Source organism: Nonomuraea candida, from assembly GCF_000725485.1.
Taxonomy (GTDB): Bacteria; Actinomycetota; Actinomycetes; order Streptosporangiales; family Streptosporangiaceae; genus Nonomuraea; species Nonomuraea candida.
In genome coordinates, this window is the sequence record NZ_JOAG01000008.1 from 142,955 (window position 1) to 161,369 (window position 18,415).

18 protein-coding genes are annotated in these 18,415 nt (G+C 71.6%); 5 read left to right on the forward strand and 13 right to left on the reverse strand.

The features are described 5' to 3' along the window. Window positions 1–60: 60 nt before the first annotated feature. Both IO39_RS08050 and dacB read left to right on the forward strand, forming a co-directional pair. Window positions 61–609: an FHA domain-containing protein gene (locus tag IO39_RS08050; protein ID WP_043618436.1), complete on the forward strand. Its 549-nt coding sequence runs from the start codon at window positions 61–63 to the stop codon at window positions 607–609. Between the two features lie 183 nt (window positions 610–792). Beyond that, window positions 793–2,337 (forward strand): D-alanyl-D-alanine carboxypeptidase/D-alanyl-D-alanine endopeptidase, encoded by a 1,545-nt coding sequence (gene dacB, locus IO39_RS08055; protein WP_043618438.1) that lies wholly within the window; start codon window positions 793–795, stop codon window positions 2,335–2,337. 376 nt (window positions 2,338–2,713) lie between these two features. Here dacB and IO39_RS08060 read toward each other — a convergent pair whose 3' ends face one another. The 5 genes from IO39_RS08060 to IO39_RS08080 are packed head-to-tail and all read right to left on the reverse strand — an operon-like array spanning window position 2,714 to window position 7,046. After that, complete coding sequence (locus IO39_RS08060) at window positions 2,714–3,679, reverse strand: YobF C-terminal domain-containing protein (RefSeq protein ID WP_043618650.1); 966 nt, start codon at window positions 3,677–3,679, stop codon at window positions 2,714–2,716. Between the two features lie 40 nt (window positions 3,680–3,719). Then, entirely contained in the window at window positions 3,720–4,499 is a 780-nt protein-coding gene (locus IO39_RS08065) for an ABC transporter permease (protein ID WP_043618440.1), read from the reverse strand. Next, the gene (locus tag IO39_RS08070; protein WP_043618441.1) at window positions 4,496–5,245 is read right to left on the reverse strand and encodes an ABC transporter permease; all 750 of its coding nucleotides are present in this window, start codon (window positions 5,243–5,245) and stop codon (window positions 4,496–4,498) included. Before IO39_RS08070 ends, IO39_RS08065 begins: the two co-directional genes overlap by 4 nt. Continuing rightward, the gene (locus IO39_RS08075) at window positions 5,242–5,994 is read right to left on the reverse strand and encodes an ABC transporter ATP-binding protein (protein WP_052422586.1); all 753 of its coding nucleotides are present in this window, start codon (window positions 5,992–5,994) and stop codon (window positions 5,242–5,244) included. The genes IO39_RS08070 and IO39_RS08075 overlap by 4 nt, the downstream gene beginning before the upstream one ends. Beyond that, window positions 5,991–7,046 (reverse strand): ABC transporter substrate-binding protein, encoded by a 1,056-nt coding sequence (locus IO39_RS08080; RefSeq protein ID WP_043618443.1) that lies wholly within the window; start codon window positions 7,044–7,046, stop codon window positions 5,991–5,993. Before IO39_RS08080 ends, IO39_RS08075 begins: the two co-directional genes overlap by 4 nt. Before the next feature lie 218 nt (window positions 7,047–7,264). Between IO39_RS08080 and IO39_RS08085 the strand changes: the two genes are divergently transcribed. Then, on the forward strand, window positions 7,265–8,446 hold the full coding sequence (locus tag IO39_RS08085) for a metal-dependent hydrolase family protein (protein WP_052422587.1): 1,182 nt from the start codon (window positions 7,265–7,267) through the stop codon (window positions 8,444–8,446). Between the two features lie 13 nt (window positions 8,447–8,459). Here IO39_RS08085 and IO39_RS08090 read toward each other — a convergent pair whose 3' ends face one another. Beyond that, window positions 8,460–9,602, reverse strand: coding sequence for a PucR family transcriptional regulator (locus IO39_RS08090; RefSeq protein ID WP_043618445.1), 1,143 nt, complete (start codon window positions 9,600–9,602; stop codon window positions 8,460–8,462). Window positions 9,603–9,690: 88 nt separating this feature from the next. Between IO39_RS08090 and IO39_RS08095 the strand changes: the two genes are divergently transcribed. Beyond that, window positions 9,691–10,617 carry an adenosine deaminase gene (locus IO39_RS08095; RefSeq protein WP_043618447.1) on the forward strand — a complete coding sequence of 309 codons (927 nt, stop codon included), beginning with the start codon at window positions 9,691–9,693 and terminating at the stop codon, window positions 10,615–10,617. Window positions 10,618–10,734: 117 nt separating this feature from the next. Here the strand turns inward: IO39_RS08095 and IO39_RS08100 are convergent, their stop codons facing one another. The 4 genes from IO39_RS08100 to IO39_RS08115 all read right to left on the reverse strand — a co-directional run bounded on the left by IO39_RS08100 (window position 10,735) and on the right by IO39_RS08115 (window position 14,055). Continuing rightward, window positions 10,735–10,974 carry a hypothetical protein gene (locus IO39_RS08100; protein ID WP_043618449.1) on the reverse strand — a complete coding sequence of 80 codons (240 nt, stop codon included), beginning with the start codon at window positions 10,972–10,974 and terminating at the stop codon, window positions 10,735–10,737. Window positions 10,975–11,198: 224 nt separating this feature from the next. Beyond that, a complete protein-coding gene (gene map / locus IO39_RS08105; protein WP_043618452.1) occupies window positions 11,199–11,966 on the reverse strand; it encodes a type I methionyl aminopeptidase in 768 nt (255 codons plus the stop codon). 119 nt (window positions 11,967–12,085) lie between these two features. Further along, window positions 12,086–12,763, reverse strand: a complete 678-nt coding sequence (locus tag IO39_RS08110; protein WP_052422588.1) for a response regulator — start codon at window positions 12,761–12,763, stop codon at window positions 12,086–12,088. A gap of 35 nt (window positions 12,764–12,798) precedes the next feature. Then, window positions 12,799–14,055, reverse strand: a complete 1,257-nt coding sequence (locus IO39_RS08115) for a sensor histidine kinase (RefSeq protein ID WP_157548021.1) — start codon at window positions 14,053–14,055, stop codon at window positions 12,799–12,801. A gap of 126 nt (window positions 14,056–14,181) precedes the next feature. Here IO39_RS08115 and IO39_RS08120 point away from each other — a divergent pair, with 126 nt between their 5' ends. Then, entirely contained in the window at window positions 14,182–15,006 is an 825-nt protein-coding gene (locus IO39_RS08120; protein ID WP_084772472.1) for a CPBP family intramembrane glutamic endopeptidase, read from the forward strand. 80 nt (window positions 15,007–15,086) lie between these two features. On the opposite strand, the gene ilvC is transcribed toward IO39_RS08120, so the two are convergent. Genes ilvC through IO39_RS08135 form a run of 3 tightly spaced genes read right to left on the reverse strand, consistent with a single transcriptional unit; the run spans window position 15,087 to window position 18,350 of the window. Beyond that, complete coding sequence (gene ilvC, locus IO39_RS08125; RefSeq protein WP_043618664.1) at window positions 15,087–16,070, reverse strand: ketol-acid reductoisomerase; 984 nt, start codon at window positions 16,068–16,070, stop codon at window positions 15,087–15,089. Between the two features lie 23 nt (window positions 16,071–16,093). Then, window positions 16,094–16,618: an acetolactate synthase small subunit gene (gene ilvN, locus IO39_RS08130; RefSeq protein ID WP_043618458.1), complete on the reverse strand. Its 525-nt coding sequence runs from the start codon at window positions 16,616–16,618 to the stop codon at window positions 16,094–16,096. Further along, on the reverse strand, window positions 16,611–18,350 hold the full coding sequence (locus tag IO39_RS08135; protein WP_043618462.1) for an acetolactate synthase large subunit: 1,740 nt from the start codon (window positions 18,348–18,350) through the stop codon (window positions 16,611–16,613). The genes ilvN and IO39_RS08135 overlap by 8 nt, the downstream gene beginning before the upstream one ends. Window positions 18,351–18,415 lie beyond the last annotated feature (65 nt).

The window sequence follows — 18,415 nt, forward strand, 5'->3', positions numbered from 1 at the left end:
TAGGGCAACCCGATCCGCGTATTCTGGACACGAGCCGAGGTTGAGGCCGATACTCGCTCTATGAGCTCCACGCATCCGCCCTTTCGCGCCTCAGATGGGGAACGTGACCGTGCGATCGACGAGCTCAAAGAGCGTGCCGTGGAGGGCCGGATCTCCCATGACACCTTCGTGGGCCGGGTCGACCAGGTGCTGCGCGCGCGCAACCGCTACGAGCTCGACGAAGTCGTCGCCGACCTGCCCCGGCGGCCGTCGTTGCGGCAACGGCTGACCGACGCGGTCTCCTCCGTCTCCGAGTTCACCACCCGGCTGCAGTCCGCCTGGCGCCGGCCGCGCCTGCCCCGGCTGGCCCTGCCCGACGACGACCGGCTGCGTTACGTGGTGGGCCGGGGGTCGGCCTGCGACCTCGTACTGTCGGACCTGACGGTCTCGCGCGTGCACGCCGAGCTGCGGCGCGAGGACGACGGCGCGTGGCTGCTGGTGGACCTCGGCTCGCTCAACGGCACGCGGCTCAACGGATGGCGGCTGGTTGGGCCGGCGCGGGTGAAGTCGGGCGACGAGATCTCGTTCGGCGACTGCGGCTTCCTGGTGACGGCGCACCAGCCGTCCTGATGGCGGACCCGCCGTCCCGGCGGGCACGCGCGTCCGTCCCGGCGGCCGGGCGGCGGGGCGGCGGGGCGGCCCGGACGGCGCCTCACAAGCCGTCCCGCCCCAATAAATACGGATATTTGCGGATTACAGGCTGAGTGCGGTGATCCATGCTCTCATGCGATCCCCGAGTCACTTGGAGACCCCATGCGGCGCACCTCAGCCTCCCTCGTCGCGGGCACGCTCGTCGCGGCCCTCGCGTGGGCGTCAGGACCCTCTTCCCCGGCCGTAGCGAACGACCCCTCGGCGGGCGTGGCGGACCTGACCCAGGACATCAACCAGATCCTCAGCGACTCGCGGCTCACGATCGCCAGGGCGGGCGTCGTGGTCAAGAGCGCCAGGACCGGCGAGGAGCTGTACGCCACCGACGCCGGCAAGCTCCTCATCCCCGCCTCCAACACCAAGCTGTTCACCTCGGCCGCGGCGGCGGAGACGCTCGGCCTCGACTACCGCTTCCCCACCACGGTCCTGCACTCCGGCCGCAAGGCGGGCTCGGTGCTGACCGGGGACCTGGTGCTGCGCGGCACCGGCGACCCGACCATGCTGGCCGAGGACTACGACGCCCTGGCGGCCGAGGTCGCCGCCGCCGGTGTCAAGGCCGTCGCCGGGCGGCTGGTGGCCGACGACACCTGGTTCGACGCGCAGCGGCTCGGCAACGACTGGGCCTGGGACGACGAGACCGCCTACTACGCCGCGCCGATCTCCGCGCTGACCGCCTCGCCCGACAGGGACTACGACGCCGGCTCGGTGATCGTCTCCGTGGCGGCGGACGGGGACAAGGTGAAGGTGTCCACCACGCCGGAGACCGACTACCTGAAGATCGTCAACCGGGCCACGGTGGGCGCCGAGACCGACGTGCTCATCGAGCGGCAGCACGGCACGCGCACGGTGGTGATCACGGGCACGGTCGCGGAGCCGTACCAGGAGTGGGTGGCGGTGGACGACCCCACCGCGTACGTCTCCACGCTGTTCCGCAAGGCGCTGGCCAGGCACGGCGTCAAGGTGCTCGGCCCGACCGTCACCGGCGCGGCGCCGGCCGGGGCCAAGGAGCTGGCCAGGCACGAGTCGATGACGCTGGGCGAGCTGCTGGTGCCGTTCATGAAGCTGAGCAACAACATCCACGCCGAGATCCTCACCAAGGCCATGGGCCGCAAGGTGTCGGGCCAGGGCACGTGGTCGGCCGGGCTCAAGGTCAGCACCGACTTCGCCAAGGCGCACGGCGTGCAGGTGATCAACATGCGGGACGGCTCGGGGCTCTCGCGCCGCGACGGGTTCTCGCCGGGCTCGATCGTGCAGCTCCTGTCGGCCGTACGCGACAAGCCGTGGTTCTCCACCTGGTACGAGTCCCTGCCGATCGCCGGCAACGCCGACCGGTTCACCGGCGGCACGCTGCGCAGCCGGATGCGCGGCACGCCGGCCGAGAACAACGTGCACGCCAAGACCGGTTCGCTCACCGGCGTCACCTCGCTGTCCGGCTACGTCAACAGCGCCGAGGGCGAGCCGCTGATCTTCTCGATCATGCTCAACCAGTACCTGTCGGGCTCGCCGAAGGACATCGAGGACAAGATCGCCGTACGGCTCGCGCAGTTCTCCCGGACGGCGGCCGCCGGGACCGCGACCCCGCTGCGCGCCGCCGAGCCGGGCGCGGCGGGCGATCTGGAGTGCTCGTGGCTCAAGCCCGTCCAGTGCTAGCCGGTTGATCGCAAGCAGCGGCCCTTCCACGCGCGGGGGCCGCTGTGGTTCACCGAGATCAGGCGGGGTCGCATCACGATGGGGCCGCTTGGTACTCCAGGTTCGCGGTGAAATTTCCCTTCATAGGTGACTTCGGGGGACCAGAATGCGGGTTCGACGCATTGCCGAGCCTCGACTTCCCCGACCAGGGGAGCGCCGGGCTTTTACCGGCCCCACCCCGAGCCGGTTCCCACCGCACGCCCACGCGCTCCCCCTCCGGCGGACCCGGCCGCGCCCTCCCCCCGCACAGGACCGCGGCCGGGTCCGCACCACCATCGGAGCACGCCCTCAGCACAACGCCACCGGCCCAGGACCCCGGCGCCCTTCGGCCGGGAGCTCAGAGGGCGGCCCGGAGTGCGGCGTAGCCGGGGGCCAGGCGGCGCAGGCCGGCCACCACGGCCGCGTCGTCGCCCGTGACCAGCGGAAGTTGCAGGGTGCCGAGCACCCGGGCCTGCCGCTCCGCGACGGCGGCCGCCTCCGCCCTGCCCACGCTCCCCAGCCAGGTGGCCGCGTCGGCCAGCCGCCGCGCCCCGACCCGCACCCCGAAGTGCGTGAGCAGCCCGCGCACGTCCGGGCCGAGCCCGCCCGCCACCAGCTCGGCCAGCCGCAGCGCCGCGTCGGCCCCACCCAGCGTGCCCGGCGGCACCGGCAGGTCGTCCCGTCCCTCCAGCCAGCGGGCCGCGGCGGGCAGCGAGTCGTGCAGGGCGCGCGTCACGGACGTCCTGCGCACCCGGACGAAGCCGGTGCGCATCACGTAGGAGGTGTCCAGGTACTCCACCGCGTCGGCCCGCCACGCGGCCAGGAAGTCGGCGACCGGCAGCGTCGCGAAGGGATGCCCGTGCGGGTCGTGCACCACGACGGTGCCACCCCCGCCATCACCCGCAGCGCTCCCCGGAGTGCCGCCCACGAGACCCGCCGCGCCGGCGGTGGGGTCGTCCGTCACCGCGAGGACCACCACGTAATGGTCGCCGCCCCCGCCGGGCGTGTAGGGCAGCAGCGCCATGTCCACCGGCCCCGCCATGACGGGTCCGCGCTCGCAGGCCGCCCGCAACCGGCCGAGCGCCTCCTCCGGCGTGCCCCCGTGGCTGCGCTCGCACGCGAAGCCGAGCAGCTCGACGGCGGCGTCCACGCCGATCTCCGGGTCCCAGGCATAGGGGTCGAAGTACGGCTGGGAGCCGCCGACGAGCTGCATGCCGAACGGCGACCCCGTCAGCGTCTCGATCGCCCCGACCTCCGGTGCGGCGGGGCCGAGCATCATGGCCAGCGAGCTGGCGTAACAGTACGGTCCTGATCCGAGGTACATGGCCGCCATTGAAGGCCCTGACACGGTGTCAGGCGCAAGCTCAGTCGTGCGGCCGGTCCGAGAAGCGCGCCAGGACCAGCGCCTCGACGACGCCGACGACCGCGTACGCGAGGATGGACACGGTGGTGACGACCACGATGTCCGCCCACACCTCGTCATAGCGGAACCCCCCGATGGCCCGCAGGATCTCGGCCCCGATGCCCTCACCGGTGGCCAGCCACTCGGCGATCAGCGCGCCGATGATCGAGGCGGGCACGGAGATCCTGGCCGAGGCGAAGACCGCGGGCATCGCCGTCGGCACGGCGACCTTGCGCAGGACGGTCAGCCGGCTGCCGCCGTACGCCAGGATCAGGTCGGTGGCCTGCGGCGAGGCGGAGCGCAGGCCGAAGGCGATGTTCACCAGCGCGGGGAAGAAGACCACGATGCCGCCGATGACGGCCACGCCGACCAGGTCCCTGCCGAAGATCAGCGTGATCAGCGGGGTCATCACCACCAGCGGCACCGAGCGCAGCAGCATGGCGACCGGCATGAACGTCTGCTCGACGGTCCTGAACAGCACGAACGCGACGGCGACGGCGGTCGCGGCGACCATGCCGGAGGCGAAGCCGATGGCCGCGTCCCTGATCGTGACGCCCAGCGCGCCGAACACGGCCTCGCGGTGCGCCTCGGAGGAGGTCAGGTACTCCCAGACCTGCGGCGGGCGCTTGCCCACCAGCGGGCTGATCCCGAACGCCTCCAGCGCCAGCCACCACGCGGCCACGACGATCACGACGGAGGGCGCCAGCGGGCCCACGATCCGCAGCACGGTGCGCCCGATCACGCGGCCTCCCCCCTCGACCAAGGGGTGACCACGCGGGCGACGAGCGCGACGACCGCGTACCCGAGGCCGGCGATCAGGCCCGCCACGAGCGCGAGCCCCCAGGTGCGCGGCACCTGGAACTGCTGCTGGGAGATCATCAGGGAGACTCCGAGGCCCTGGTCGTTGCTGCCGAGGTACTCGCCGATGATGGCGCCGAGCAGCGCGGACGGGGCCGAGATCTTCAGGCCGGCGAACGTGCTCGGCAGGGCGGAGATGACCTGGACGTAGCGGAGCCTGGCCAGGCGGCCGCCGCCGTACACGGTGACGAGGTCGAGGCCGGCCCGGTCGGCCGAGCGCAGCCCGAGCAGCGCCCCGATGAGCGTGGTGAAGAAGACGGAGATGGCCGCGAGGAACACCACGGTCGCCTCGCCGCCGAAGACCACCAGCACGATCGGGCCGATGGCCAGCAGCGGGACGCAGTAGCTGATCACGGCGAGCTGCGTGGCGACGGCCTCCAGCCGGGGCACGAGCAGCACCAGCAGCGCCACGGCGATGGCCAGCCCGTTGCCCCACAGGAAGCCCTGGACGGCGGCGGACAGCGTGGCGGTGGTGTTGGGGCCGTAGAAGGCCCAGCCGTCGTCGGCCATGGAGGCCAGCACGGCGGGCGGGGCGGGCACGGCGCCGCCGTCGGCGAACACCGTCACGGCCAGCAGCCACCAGAGCGCGACGAGCGCGACGACGCCGATCAGGCCCTGGATCCGTCTCATGAGCCGTGCCCGAAGAGCAGGTCGCTCAGGTGGTCGTGGATGGCGTGGAACTCCGGCGTCCGCATCATCTCGGGCGTGCGCGGACGCGGCAGGTCGATCTCCACCATCTCCACCACCCGGCCGGGACGCGGGCTCATGACGGCCACCAGGTCCGACAGGAAGATCGCCTCCCCGATGCCGTGGGTGACCATGAGCGTGGTGGCGGGCTTCTCGGTCCAGATCCGCAGCAGCTCCAGGTTGAGCCGCTGCCGGGTCATGTCGTCCAGGGCGCCGAACGGCTCGTCGAGCAGCAGCACGCTGGGCTTGACGACCAGGGCGCGGGCGATCGACACGCGCTGGCGCATGCCGCCCGACAGCTCGGCGGGCCGGGCCTTCTCGAAGCCCTCCAGGCCGACCAGCTTGATCAGGTCCTCGATCACGCCAGGCTCCGGCTTGATCCCGGCCACCTCCAGCGGCAGCCGGATGTTGGCCGCGACGCTGCGCCAGGCCAGCAGCGCGGAGTCCTGGAAGGCGATGCCGAGGTGGTGGCCCTGGCGCAGCTCCTGCGGCGTCTCGCCGTTGACCCGGATCTCGCCCGACGTGGGCTCCTCCAGGCCGGCCAGGATGCGCAGCACGGTGGACTTGCCGCAGCCGGACGGGCCGAGCAGCGACAGGAACGAGCCCTTCGGCGTCTTCAGGTCCACGCCCTCGACGGCGGTCACGCCCTTGCCGAACGTCTTGCTCAGCCCGGTGATGGAGATGCCGCTCATGCGAGCTTCAGGCTCGGGTCGGCCTGGTAGACCTCGTTGAGGATCGACAGGTCGAACAGCTGCTCGGCCTTGATCGTCAGACCGGCCTTGGCCAGGGACTCGATGTTCTGCTCGATCAGCTCGGGCGTCATCGTGAACAGGCCGTTGGCCTTGGAGTCGTCGGTGACGACGAGCTCGTTCTGCATCTTGGCCTCCTCGGTCTGCTCCTTGACGTCGAGGTTCTGGTCCTTGCCGTAGACGGTGGCGGCCAGCTCGGCGGACCTGGCCGGGTCGGCGACGGCGTCCTTCCAGCCCTTGATCTCGGCGGTCAGGAACGCCTTGAGCTTGTCGCGCTCGTTGTCGATGGTCTCCTGGGTGACGGTGAACGTCTCGGCGACCAGCGGCAGGCCGGCGTCGGCGAGCAGCAGGTACCTGGGGTCGTGGCCCTTCATGCGCAGGTTGACCGGGCCGCTGGTGACGAAGCCGACGTACCCGTCGAGCTGGCCGGAGGTGAGCATCGACGGGTCCGACTGGAACGGCACCCTGGTCACCTGGGCGGCGTCGAGGCCGTTGGCCTTGAGCAGGGCGTTCCAGACCAGCTCGTTGGAGTCCTGCACGCCGATCTTCTTGCCGACCAGGTCCTCGGCCTTCTCGATCGGGTTCTTGCTCAGGGAGATGACGGCGAACGGGTTCTTCTGGAACGTCGCGCCGACGATCTTCAGCGGGGCGCCCTGCAGCACGGCGGGCGCGGTGATGGTGGGCGCCGACAGGCCCGCCCAGCAGCGGCCGGTGGCCAGGCCCGACTCGACCGAGGTGCCGGAGCCGCCGCCGGACAGCAGCTCGACCTGCGTGAACCCGGCGGCCTTGAAGTAGCCGTTGGTGTCGGCGAAGTACTCGCCGGCGAACTCGACGTTCTTCTTCCAGGAGAGCTGCAGCTTGACCGACCCGAATCCGCCGCCGCCGCTGCTGCTGCCGGAGGTGGTCGTGCCGTTGTCGCCACAAGCGGCCAGACCGAGCGCCAGACCGGCCAGACCGGTCGTCCGCAGGAACGCGCGACGGTCGAGGGTAGCCATAATTCTCCTTGAACGGCCGTGAACATGCAGGTCAGGACGGTATCCCTCGATTATTACCATCGTGTGACGATGGTTTCGGACATCACCGTCCGGGGAACGGCCACGAGCCGGGAACCCGGGAAAACCGCTGGCGGCCCCTGTAGGTCCCTACGAGAGCGCCGCGCGAGGACCGTAGATCCCTCCAGCCGCCCGGAGGCTCGGGTAGCGTCGAGCGGGAAATGAGACTCGACGGAATCCCCCTTTGGGACGGTACCGAATTCCGCGGCCCGGTCGATCTGACCTGGGAGCCCGACCGGATCACCGGCGTGAGCCCCGCGCCGCCGCGCCACGCCGACCTGTGCGTGCTGCCTGGCCTGGTGGACACCCACGTCCACCTCGTCGGCTACGCCGGCCCCGGCACGCCGCCCGACTTCGCGACCTGGCCGCTGACCACCACCCGTGACGAGCAGGTGCTGCACGGCGCCGCGCACGCCCAGCGGGCCATGCGGCACGGCGTGACGACGCTGCGCGACCTGGCCGGCGACGAGGCCCAGATCGCGCTGCGCCGGGTCTTCGACGCCGGAGTGCTGCCGGGGCCGCGCATCCAGGTGCACGGCGTGGTGGGGATGACCGCCGGGCACAACGACCTGTTCGTGCCGCCCGCGTTCCCGGTCAGGAAGCCCACCGCCGACGGGCCCGACGAGTGCCGCAAGCTCGTCCGCACCTGGGCCCGGGCCGGCATGGACGGCATCAAGCTGACCACCAGCGGCGGCGTGCTGTCGATCGGCGACAAGAACGTCTGGCGCAACTACACCCGCGACGAGATCAGGGCCGTGGTGGACGAGGCGCACGCGCTGGGCATGCCGGTCGCCTCGCACGCCCACTCCGAGGACGGCATCCGGGTCGCCGTCGAGGAGGGCGTGGACTCCATCGAGCACGGCACGCTCATGAGCAGGGACCTGGCCGAGATCCTGGCCGAGCGCCGCACGCCGGTGGCCCCGACGCTGCTCATCAACGAGGCCATCGCCGAGGGCCGGGTGCCCGTCACCCCCGAGGCCATGGCCAAGGCCGCCGAGCTGGTCGCCACCCGCAACGTGCTGCTGGCGCAGGCCGCCGCGCTGGGCGTGCGCTTCGTGCTCGGCACCGACGCCAACGGCCACCACGTGCAGTTCGGCGACCAGCTCGCCGAGGTGGTGCACATGACGCGCATCCTCGGCCTCGACGCGGAGTCGGCGCTGCGCGCGGCCACCTCCGACGCGGCCGACTCGATCGGCATGCCGGTGGGCCGCGTCGCGCCCGGGCTGGGGGCCGACCTCGTCGTGCTGCGCGGCCGGCCGTGGGAGCGCATCGAGGACCTGGCCACGGAGAACATCGTGGCCGTCGTCTCCCGGGGCAACGTGGTCGCCGGCCGCCTGCCCTGACGCCGGGCGCCGCTCAGGGAGCGGCGTCGTCGCGGGCCTGCTGCCCCGAGCGCAGCGCCAGGTAGAGGTCGGTACGGTCGCGCATCGAGGACATCCGCCGCCCGGTGAGCTCCTCGATGCGCTGCATCCGGTAACGCAGGGTGTTGACGTGCACGTACAGCTCGTCGGCCGTGCGCTGCCAGGAGCCGCACGTCTCCAGGAAGATGTCGAGCGTGCGCAGCAGCTCGGAGCCGTGCCGCGCGTCGTACTCCTCGACGGGGCCGAGCAGGTGGTCGCGGAAGGAGCGGCGCATGCTCGCCGGCAGCGAGGCCAGCAGCAGGTCGAAGCTGTCGATGTCGGCCACCGACATGATCGACACGGGCCCCGGCCCGCCGCGCGCCGACTCCATGCCGCGCCTGGCCGTCTCCAGGGCCTCGCCGAGCTGCGACACGCTGGCCGCCATCTCGCTGATCCCGGCCGCGATGCTGGTGCCGGGCGCGTCCGCCAGCAGGCCGCGCAGCTCGTCGGCCAGGCTCTTGCGCGAGGCCCGGCCGTTGACCAGCACGACCGCCTCCTGCGGCGTGCCGCCGACGATCAGGTGCCGGCCCTTTCTGGCCAGCCCCTCGTGCAGCAGCTCCGGCAGGTCGAGCTCGGGCCCGCCGGTCAGCGCCACCGCCATGGCCGCCGTCGGCAGCCCCGGGTCCGCGCCGAGCAGCCGCAGGTGCGCCGAGACCTCGCCGGGCGGGATCTGGCCGAGCACGTCGAGCAGGGTCTGCGCCCTGACCCGCTCGGCCCTGCGCTGCTCGGCGGCGAAGCCCTCGGCCGTCACCGCCTCGCTGATCGCGCCGAACGCCTGGTCGGGCGCGGCCAGGAGGAGCGGCAGCCGCCGGCGCCGGCACGCCGCGACCAGCTCGTCCGGCAGCTCGCCGAGCACGATCAGGCCGACGACCAGGCCGGCGGCGTCGCTGGCCCACAACGCGTCGGCGAAGCGCTCGCAGTCGGACGGCCGCGTGTACCAGACCCCGCTGGTGAGCACGAGGTCGCCGGGGCGCAGGTAGCGCCGGGGGTCGGGCAGATCCGTCGGGTACGCCCGCCGCACCTCCCGGTCGAGCGCGTCGGCGCCCGTCACCACCGTCAGCCGTAGGTCCTCGCGGGCGAGCAGATCCGACAGCCTCATGAAATCTGATGTTATGCCAGCTCAAAGGGTGAGAGTTCAGAGGTTCGCACGATGCCTCCGCTGCTCCGGGTCGGGTTTACTCGTTGCCATGCGTCCCAAAGCGGAACTCCACCTGCACATCGAGGGCACCCTGGAGCCCGAGCTCGTCGTCGAGCTGGCCCGGCGTAACCGGATCGACCTGCCCACCTTCGACGTGGAGGCCATCCGCGCACGGTACTCCTTCGCGAACCTGCAGTCGTTCCTGGACGTGTACTACGAGAACATGGCGGTCCTGCGCACCGAGGAAGACTTCTACGACCTGGCCACCGCCTACCTGCGCCGGGCCGCCGGCCAGGGGGTGCGGCACGCGGAGATCTTCTTCGACCCGCAGGCGCACCTGAGCAGGGGCGTGCCGCTGGAGGTCGTGTTCGGCGGGCTGTCGGCGGCGCTGAAGGACGGTGACGTGTCGGCCGCGCTGATCCTGTGCTTCCTGCGCGACCGGGGCGCCGAGGAGGCCGAGCAGGTGCTGCGGGCGGCGTTGCCGTACCGGGAGCACTTCATCGGGGTGGGGCTGGACTCGGCGGAGGTGGGGTATCCGCCGTCGCTGTTCCGGCGGGTCTTCGAGACGGCCGCCGCCGAGGGGCTGCACCGGGTGGCGCACGCGGGCGAGGAGGGCGGGCCCGACTACGTGTGGGAGGCGCTGGACGTGCTGCGCGTCGAGCGGGTGGACCACGGCATCAGGGCGATGGAGGACCCGCAGCTCGTGGCCCGGCTGCGGGCGGAGCGCATCCCGCTGACGGTGTGCCCGCTGTCGAACGTACGGCTGCGCGCGGTGCCGTCCCTGCGTGACCACATCCTGCCCGCGATGCTGGACGAGGGGCTGGTCGTGACCGTCAACTCCGACGACCCCGCCTACTTCGGCGGATACGTGGAGGACAACTACGCGGCGTTGCGGCGGGAGCTGGGGATGACCGACGCCCAGCTCGACCGGATCGCCGCCAACTCCTTCGAGGCGTCCTTCGCCTACGCGGGCTGACCCTCCCGCGCGGCGCCCGTTCGGCCAGGTGCGGGCGGTCTGCCCGTACGGCCGGAAGGGGCCCGCCCATCGATGGGCGGGCCCCTTCACACGTCTGTCGTGTCAGCCGCTGTCGTGTCAGCCGCTCAGGACGCTGCTCAGCAGCTCGTTCAGGAGGTCCAGGTCGAGGATGTCGTTGTCCTCCCCGTAGTTGTTCCACTCACCGAAGTCCCAGCCCTTGCCGTCGTCCTTGCCGTGGTTGGGCCCGGGAAGGATGCCCGACTCGGCGGTGACGCTGGGCGCCGCCGCGAGCGCGGTGCCTCCGAACATGACCATCCCGCCGACCAGCCCGGCGAGGACGAGTCCGTTTCTGACCATTGCGTTTCTCCCTGCTACCTCTCGACTACTCTCCGTAGCTATCGGAGGAAGATCTGCCCCTGCCCCAAGTTCGACAAACGCCCGTATTTTCGCTCTTGACCTGCAAAAATACGGTGTCTAAACGAACAGATGACGATGATCGCCCTATTTGACGCATAGGTGTGCGCAGCTAGACAAGGCGCGACCTTTGGCTGCCCGGTTTATGACCGTTCGGGCGGCGAGACCTAGAGCACGGTGAGAATGACCGGTCCGTCCTCCGTGATGGCCACCGTGTGCTCGACGTGCGCGCCCCTGCTGCCGTCGCCCGAGCACACCGACCAGCCGTCGGAACCCATGAAGTAGTCGTCGCCGCCACCGGCCATCAGGCTGGGCTCGATCGCGATCACCAGCCCCGGCCGCAGCCGCATCCCGCGCCCCCGGGGGGCCACGTTGGGCACGAACGGCGACTCGTGCATGGCGCGCCCGATGCCGTGGCCGCCGAAGTCGTTCTGCATGCCGTAGCCCGCGCCGCGCCCGACCGTGGACATCGCGTGCCCGATGTCTCCGAGCCGGCCCCCGGGCACGGCCGCCTCGATGCCCGCCGCGAGCGTCTCCTCCGTGACCCTGATCAGCTTCAGGTCCTCGGCGCGGGCCTGCCCGACGGTGAAGGTGACCGCGCCGTCGGCGTGCCAGCCGTCGACGAAGGCGCCGCAGTCCACGCTGAGCAGGTCGCCGTCCCGCAGCCGGTACGGCGACGGCAGCCCGTGCAGGATGACCCCGTTCACCGAGGTGCAGATCACCCCCGGGTAGGGCATCGCGCCGAACGACGGGTGGTAGCCGAAGAACGAGGCCCCCGCCCCGGCCTCCTGGATGACCGTCCTGGCCAGCTCGTCCAGCTCCTTGAGCGACACCCCCACCCCGGCCGCCTCCCGCACCGCGGCCTGCACGGCGGCGACGACTCTGCCCGACTCCCGCATCGCGGCGATCTCACCGGCCGACTTGAGCTCGATCACGGCCCCTCCTTGTCGATAACTATACCGGTATTATTATCACGGATCGCGGCGCGGGACGAGCGGAAATCGTGTTCTCCGCACGTGCCGCCGGCCCGTGACCCCCGGTGACCGGCGCAGCGTCACCAGCCGGGGTCGCGCAGGTGCAGCGCGAGCTGCGTACGGTCCCGCAGCCCCAGCTTGCGCAGCATGCTGGAGACGTGGTTCTTCACCGTCCCCTCGGTGATGAACAGCCGGGCCGCGATCTCCCTGTTCGTCGCCCCCACGGCGATCATCCGGGCCACGTCCAGCTCCCGCTCCGACAACGACTCCCGCCCCCGGAACCCGCCGCCCGTCCCCGGCCACCTGCGCAGCTCGGCCACCAGCCGGGTCGCCACCGGCCCGTCGAGCACGGTCTCCCCCGCGTACGCCTTCCTGATGCCCGCCACCAGCTCCTCCGGCGAGCAGTCCTTGAGCAGGTAGCCGCGGGCGCCCGCGCGCAGCGCGCCGAAGATGTACTCGTCCTCCTCGAACGTGCTCAGCACCAGCGCCGCCACCCCCGGATGCTCCCCGGCGAGCCTGCCGACCAGCTCCACGCCGTCCATGCGCGGCATCCTGGCGTCCACCAGCGCGACGTCGGGGGCGCAGCGCGGCACGGCCGCCAGCGCCTGCCGGCCGTCGGCCGCCTCCCCCACGACCTCGATCCCGTCCTCGACCTCCAGCAGCTTGCGCAGCCCCTGCCGCATCAGGTCCTGGTCGTCCACGAGCAGCACCCGGATCCCCCGCCCCGCCTCCGGCGCACCACCCGGCGGCCGGGTCATGGGCGTTCCGCCGGGCCCGCCGTTCCCCGGCCGCGTCATGGGCGTGCCGCCGGGACCTCGGCGCGCAGTTCGAAGCCGCCCCCGTCGGCGTTGCCCGCGCGGAAGTCGCCGCCGACGCCGCGCACCCGCTCGGCCAGCGACGACAACCCGAACCCCGCCGGGTCCGCCGCTCCCCTGCCGTCGTCGCCGACCGTCAGCACCACCCGCTCCGCCCCGTACGCCAGCCGCGCCCGCACCCGCCGGGCCCCGGCGTGCCGCAGCACGTTCGTCAGCCCCTCCTGCAGCACCCGGTAGAGGACCAGCTCCGCGTCCGGGTCGACGCGCCGCTCCGGCCCCTCCACCTCGAACGCGACCTCGACCCCCGTGCCGTCGAAGGAGCGGGCCAGCCGCTCCAGCGCGGCGCTGCCGGCCTGGCCGTCCAGCGCGAGCGGGCGCAGGGCGCGCACCCACCGCCGCGACTCGGCCAGCGCCTGCACGGTCAGCTCCTTGGCCTGGCCCACCTCCTCCCACACCGCCTCCGGCCGCCGCTGCCTGAACCGCTCGGCGTTCTCCAGGCTCATCTTGATCAGCGTGAGGTGGTGGCCGATCGAGTCGTGCATGTCCCTGGCCATCCGGGCGCGCTCCTCGGCCACCGCCAGCTCCCTGATCCGCTCGATCAGCCGCTGGGCCGCCTCCCGCTGCCTGCCCGCCTCCAGCAGCGCCGCCGCCATGGCCAGGGAGAAGACCGCGAACAGCACCAGCAGCACGACCTGGTCCACCATCACGGCCCAGTCGCCGCCGGACAGCAGCGCGACGACCGCGCCCATGACGACGACGTACGCGGCCACGATGGCGACGGCCACCCGCATGCCGTACAGGAAGGCCACGTGCACCATGGCGACCAGCAGCATGGCCGAGTGCAGCCCGCTGACGAACTGCCCGACGAACGGCAGGGTCAGCAGCAGCCCCGGGGCGGCCAGCTTGCGCAGGGCGCCGGCGTCCCGGCCCGCCGGGATGACCAGCCAGAGCCCGGCCACCAGGGCCATCACGCCGGCGAACAGCCCCAGGTCGGCCGGGCCGCGCGCGGTGGCCAGGCCGCCGGCCAGCGTGACGGCGTACACGGCCCAGAACGCCACGGTCAGCACCCGGCCCCGGCCCGCGGCGAGCACCCCCGCCTGACGGCCCGTGTCCGGCCCCACCGCGAGCACCCCCGCCTGACGCGCCCCGCCCGCCCCGGGTGCGCCGTCCGGGCGTGCCCGAAGTGTCCCGCCCGCGGCGAACAGCCTGCCGTGCCACGTGTCCCGAAATTTCACATCTTCGCACCTTACGCGGCCACTCTCCGCCCGGCATCCCACCACGGGCACCATGACTCCGGTCATGGCCGGCTCTGTCCCCGGCTCGATGCGTCCCCGGCGGCGCCGGGCCTAGCGTCGTCCGGCATGCGAATACTCGGTGCCGTCCTGGTCACGATCGCGATGCTCATCGCCGCCCTGTTCGGGACCCAGGCGATCTCACGTGCCCTGCCCGAGGGCCTGGCGGGCTGGGTGTCCCCGCCGCTGACCGCCCTGGTGGTCCTCGGGCTGCTCCATGCCTATCGTCGCCTGACCGGCCGCCCGTGGTCGGGCCTCGCCCTCACCCGTACGTGGTGGGCGCTGCCGCAGGCGCTGGCCGGCCTGGCGGCGGGCCTGGCCGCGCTGGTCGCCGGCAGCGCCCTCTCCGTCTGGCTGGGCGCGGCGGAATGGGGCCCGCCGGACCTTCCCACGCCGCCCGCGATGGTGCTGCTCGCCATCGTCCTCATCGTGCTGCGGGCCTCCCTGCCGGAGGAGCTGCTCTTCCGCGGCCACCTGCACGACGTGCTCTCCGCCCGCCTGGGCCGGCGCGGGGTGCTCGCGGTCACCACGCTGTCGTTCGGCGCGCTGCACGTCATCTCGTCGAGCGAGGCGTCGGGGCTCGGGGAGAAGCTGCTGTTCGTGGCGCAGGCGACGGCGCTGGGCCTGCTGTGCGGGATCGCCAGGGAGCGCACGGGCGCGGTGTGGATGCCGATCGGCGCCCACACCGCGATGTACGTCAACGCCCTCGTCCCGGCCCCCGCCACCCACTACGGCGCGCAGCTCGCCCTCCAGGCGGCCACCCTCGCCCTGGCGGCCCTCGCCGTCCACCTCATGCCCGTCCCGGGAGCCCCGCGCCCGGCCGGGCCCGAAAAACGGCGGCGGGCGGAGGGAAGCCCCCCGCCCGCCGCCGGCGACGCGATCGTCAGGCCATGAGCCGGGCCGTCAGGCCACGAGCCGGACCGTCAGGCCAGGAAACGGCTCGCCAGGCCACGAATCGGCTCACCTCCTGATCGTCAGGCCTTGAGCCAGCTCATCATCGGGCGGAGCTTGGCGCCGGTCTTCTCGATCGGGTTCTCGGCCAGCTCGTCGCGGTAGCGCTGGAACTCCTTCTGGCCGCTGTCGAACTCCTCGACGAGCTGCCGGGCGAAGGTGCCGTCCTGGACCTCGGCGAGGATGCGGCGCATCTCCTGGCGGGACTCGTCGTTGATGACGCGCGGGCCGCGGGTGTAGCCGCCGTACTCGGCCGTGTCGGAGACCGACCAGTACATCTTGGAGATGCCGCCCTCGTACATGAGGTCGACGATGAGCTTCATCTCGTGCAGGCACTCGAAGTAGGCGACCTCGGGCTGGTAGCCGGCCTCGATGAGGGTCTCGAAGCCCGCCTTGATCAGCTCGGAGACACCGCCGCAGAGCACGGCCTGCTCGCCGAACAGGTCGGTCTCCGTCTCCTCCTTGAACGTGGTGCGCAGCGCGCCGGCGCGGGTGCCGCCGATGCCCTTGGCGTAGGAGAGCGCGAGGTCGAGCGCCTTGCCCGAGGCGTCCTTCTCGACGGCCACGAGACACGGCACGCCGCGCCCGGCCTCGAACTGGCGGCGGACGAGGTGGCCGGGGCCCTTGGGGGCGACCATGCAGACGTCGACGCCCTCGGGGGCCTCGATGAGGCCGTAGCGGATGTTGAGCCCGTGGCCGAAGAAGAGCGCGTCGCCCTCGACCAGGTTGGGGGCGACGTGCTCGGCGTAGAGGTGGCGCTGGATGTGGTCCGGCGCCAGGATCATCGTGAGGTTGGCCTCCTCGACGGCCTCGGCCGGGGTGACCACGCGCAGGCCGTCGTTCTCGGCCTTCTCGCGGCTCTTGGAGCCCTCGGGCAGGCCGACCCGCACGTCGACGCCGGAGTCACGCAGGGAGAGCGCGTGGGCGTGGCCCTGGCTGCCGTACCCCAGCACGGCCACGTGGCGTCCCTGAATGATCGACAGGTCGGCCTGGTCGTCGTAGTAAATCTCGGTCACTTGCTCAAAACCTTTCAGGCGGTACGGTCCAGTGCCCTGAGGGACCGGTCGGTGATGGAGCGGGCGCCGCGGCCGATGGCCACCATGCCCGATTGGACGAGTTCTTTGATCCCGAACGGCTCGAGGACCTTCACGAAGGCCTCCAGCTTGTCGGGCGTGCCGGTGACCTCGATGGTCACGGCGTCGGCCGCCACGTCGACGCAGCGGGCGCGGAAGAGGTTGACGAGCTCCAGCACGTGGGAGCGGCTCTCGGCGTCGGCCTTGACCTTGATCAGCATGAGCTCGCGCTGCACGGACTGCGCCGGGTCCAGCTCGACGATCTTGAGCACGTTCACCAGCTTGTTGAGCTGTTTGGTGACCTGCTCAAGGGGCAGCTCCTCGACGCTCACCACGATCGTGATGCGGGAGATGTCGTCGTGCTCGGTGGGCCCGACGGCCAGGGAGTCGATGTTGAACCCCCTGCGGCTGAACAGCGCCGACACGCGCGCAAGGACACCCGGCTTGTTCTCCACAAGCACGGACAGCGTGTGTCTACTCATCCTCGTTCTCCCACCTCGGCGCCATGTCACGGGCGATCTTGATGTCGTCGTTGCTGGTGCCCGCCGCGACCATGGGCCAGACCATGGCGTCCTGGTGGACGACGAAGTCGACCACGACAGGCACGTCGTTGATCTCCATGGCCTTCGCGATCACGGCGTCCACGTCCTCGGGACGCTCGCACCGCAGGCCCACACAACCATAGGCCTCCGCCAGCTTGACGAAGTCGGGGATGCGGCGGGGGGCCTGCAGGTTGGTGTTGGAGTAGCGCTGGTCGTAGAAGAGCGTCTGCCACTGGCGGACCATGCCGAGATTACCGTTGTTGATGACGGCGATCTTGATCGGCACGCCCTCCAGCGCACAGGTGGCCAGCTCCTGGTTGGTCATCTGGAAGCAGCCGTCGCCGTCGATGGCCCACACCGTGGCGTCGGGGCGGCCCATCTTGGCGCCCATCGCGGCCGGGACGGCGAAGCCCATCGTGCCCGCGCCGCCGGAGTTGATGAACGTGCCGGGCTTCTCGTAGCCGATGAACTGCGAGGCCCACATCTGGTGCTGGCCCACGCCGGCCACGTAGAACGCCTCGGGGCCCACGATCGCGCTCAGCCGCTCCATGACGTATTGGGGGGCCAGCGAGCCGTCCGCGAACTCCTCGTAGCCCAGCGGGTAGGTCTCCTTGTAGCCGTTGAGCACCGTCCACCAGTCGGCGTAGTCGCCCTTCTGCCCCGACGCCTCGATCGCCGCGACGAGGTCGCTGATGACCTCTTTGCAGTCGCCCACGATCGGCACGTCGGCGTGGCGGTTCTTGGAGATCTCGGCCGGGTCGATGTCGGCGTGCACGACCTTGGCGTAGGGGGCGAACGACGGAAGGTGACCGGTCACCCGGTCGTCGAACCGCACGCCCAGGCCGATGATCAGGTCGGACTTCTGCAGAGCGCCCACGGCGGAGACGCTGCCGTGCATGCCGGGCATGCCCATGTGCTGGGGGTGGCTGTCGGGGAACGTGCCGCGGGCCATCAGGGTGGTGATGACCGGGATGTTCGTCAGCTCGGCGAGCCGCAGCAGCTCTTCGGAGGCGCGCGCCTTGTGGACGCCGCCGCCGACGTACAGGACCGGGCGCTTGGACTCGGCGATGAGCTTGGCGGCCTCGCGGATCTGCTTGGAGTGCGGCCTGGTGACCGGGCGGTAGCCCGGGAGCTGCATGGTGGGCGGCCAGCTGAAGGTGGTCTCGGCCTGCAGCGCGTCCTTGGAGATGTCCACCAGGACCGGCCCGGGACGGCCGGTGGAGGCGATGTGGAAGGCCTCCATGATCGTACGGGCGATGTCGCCGGCGTCGGTGACCAGGAAGTTGTGCTTCGTGATCGGCATGGTGATGCCGGAGATGTCGGCTTCCTGGAAGGCGTCGGTGCCGATCATCGGCGAGGCCACCTGCCCGGTGATCGCCACGATCGGCACCGAGTCCATGAAGGCGTCGGCAATCGGAGTCACCAGGTTCGTGGCGCCCGGCCCGCTGGTCGCCATGCAGACACCGACCTTGCCCGTCGCCTGCGCGTAGCCCTCGGCCGCGTGACCGGCGCCCTGCTCGTGGCGTACGAGCACGTGCCGGACCTTGGTCGAGTCGTAGAGAGGATCGTAGGCCGGCAGAATGGCACCGCCCGGGATCCCGAACACTGTGTCGACTCCAACGTGCTCCAACGCCCTGACCAGGGCCTGTGCACCTGTCATCCGTTCGGTCATCGGCTCGTTCCTTGCGTGGCTACTCGCTTAAGGACATAAAAAATGCCCCTTCCCACCGGACGGCG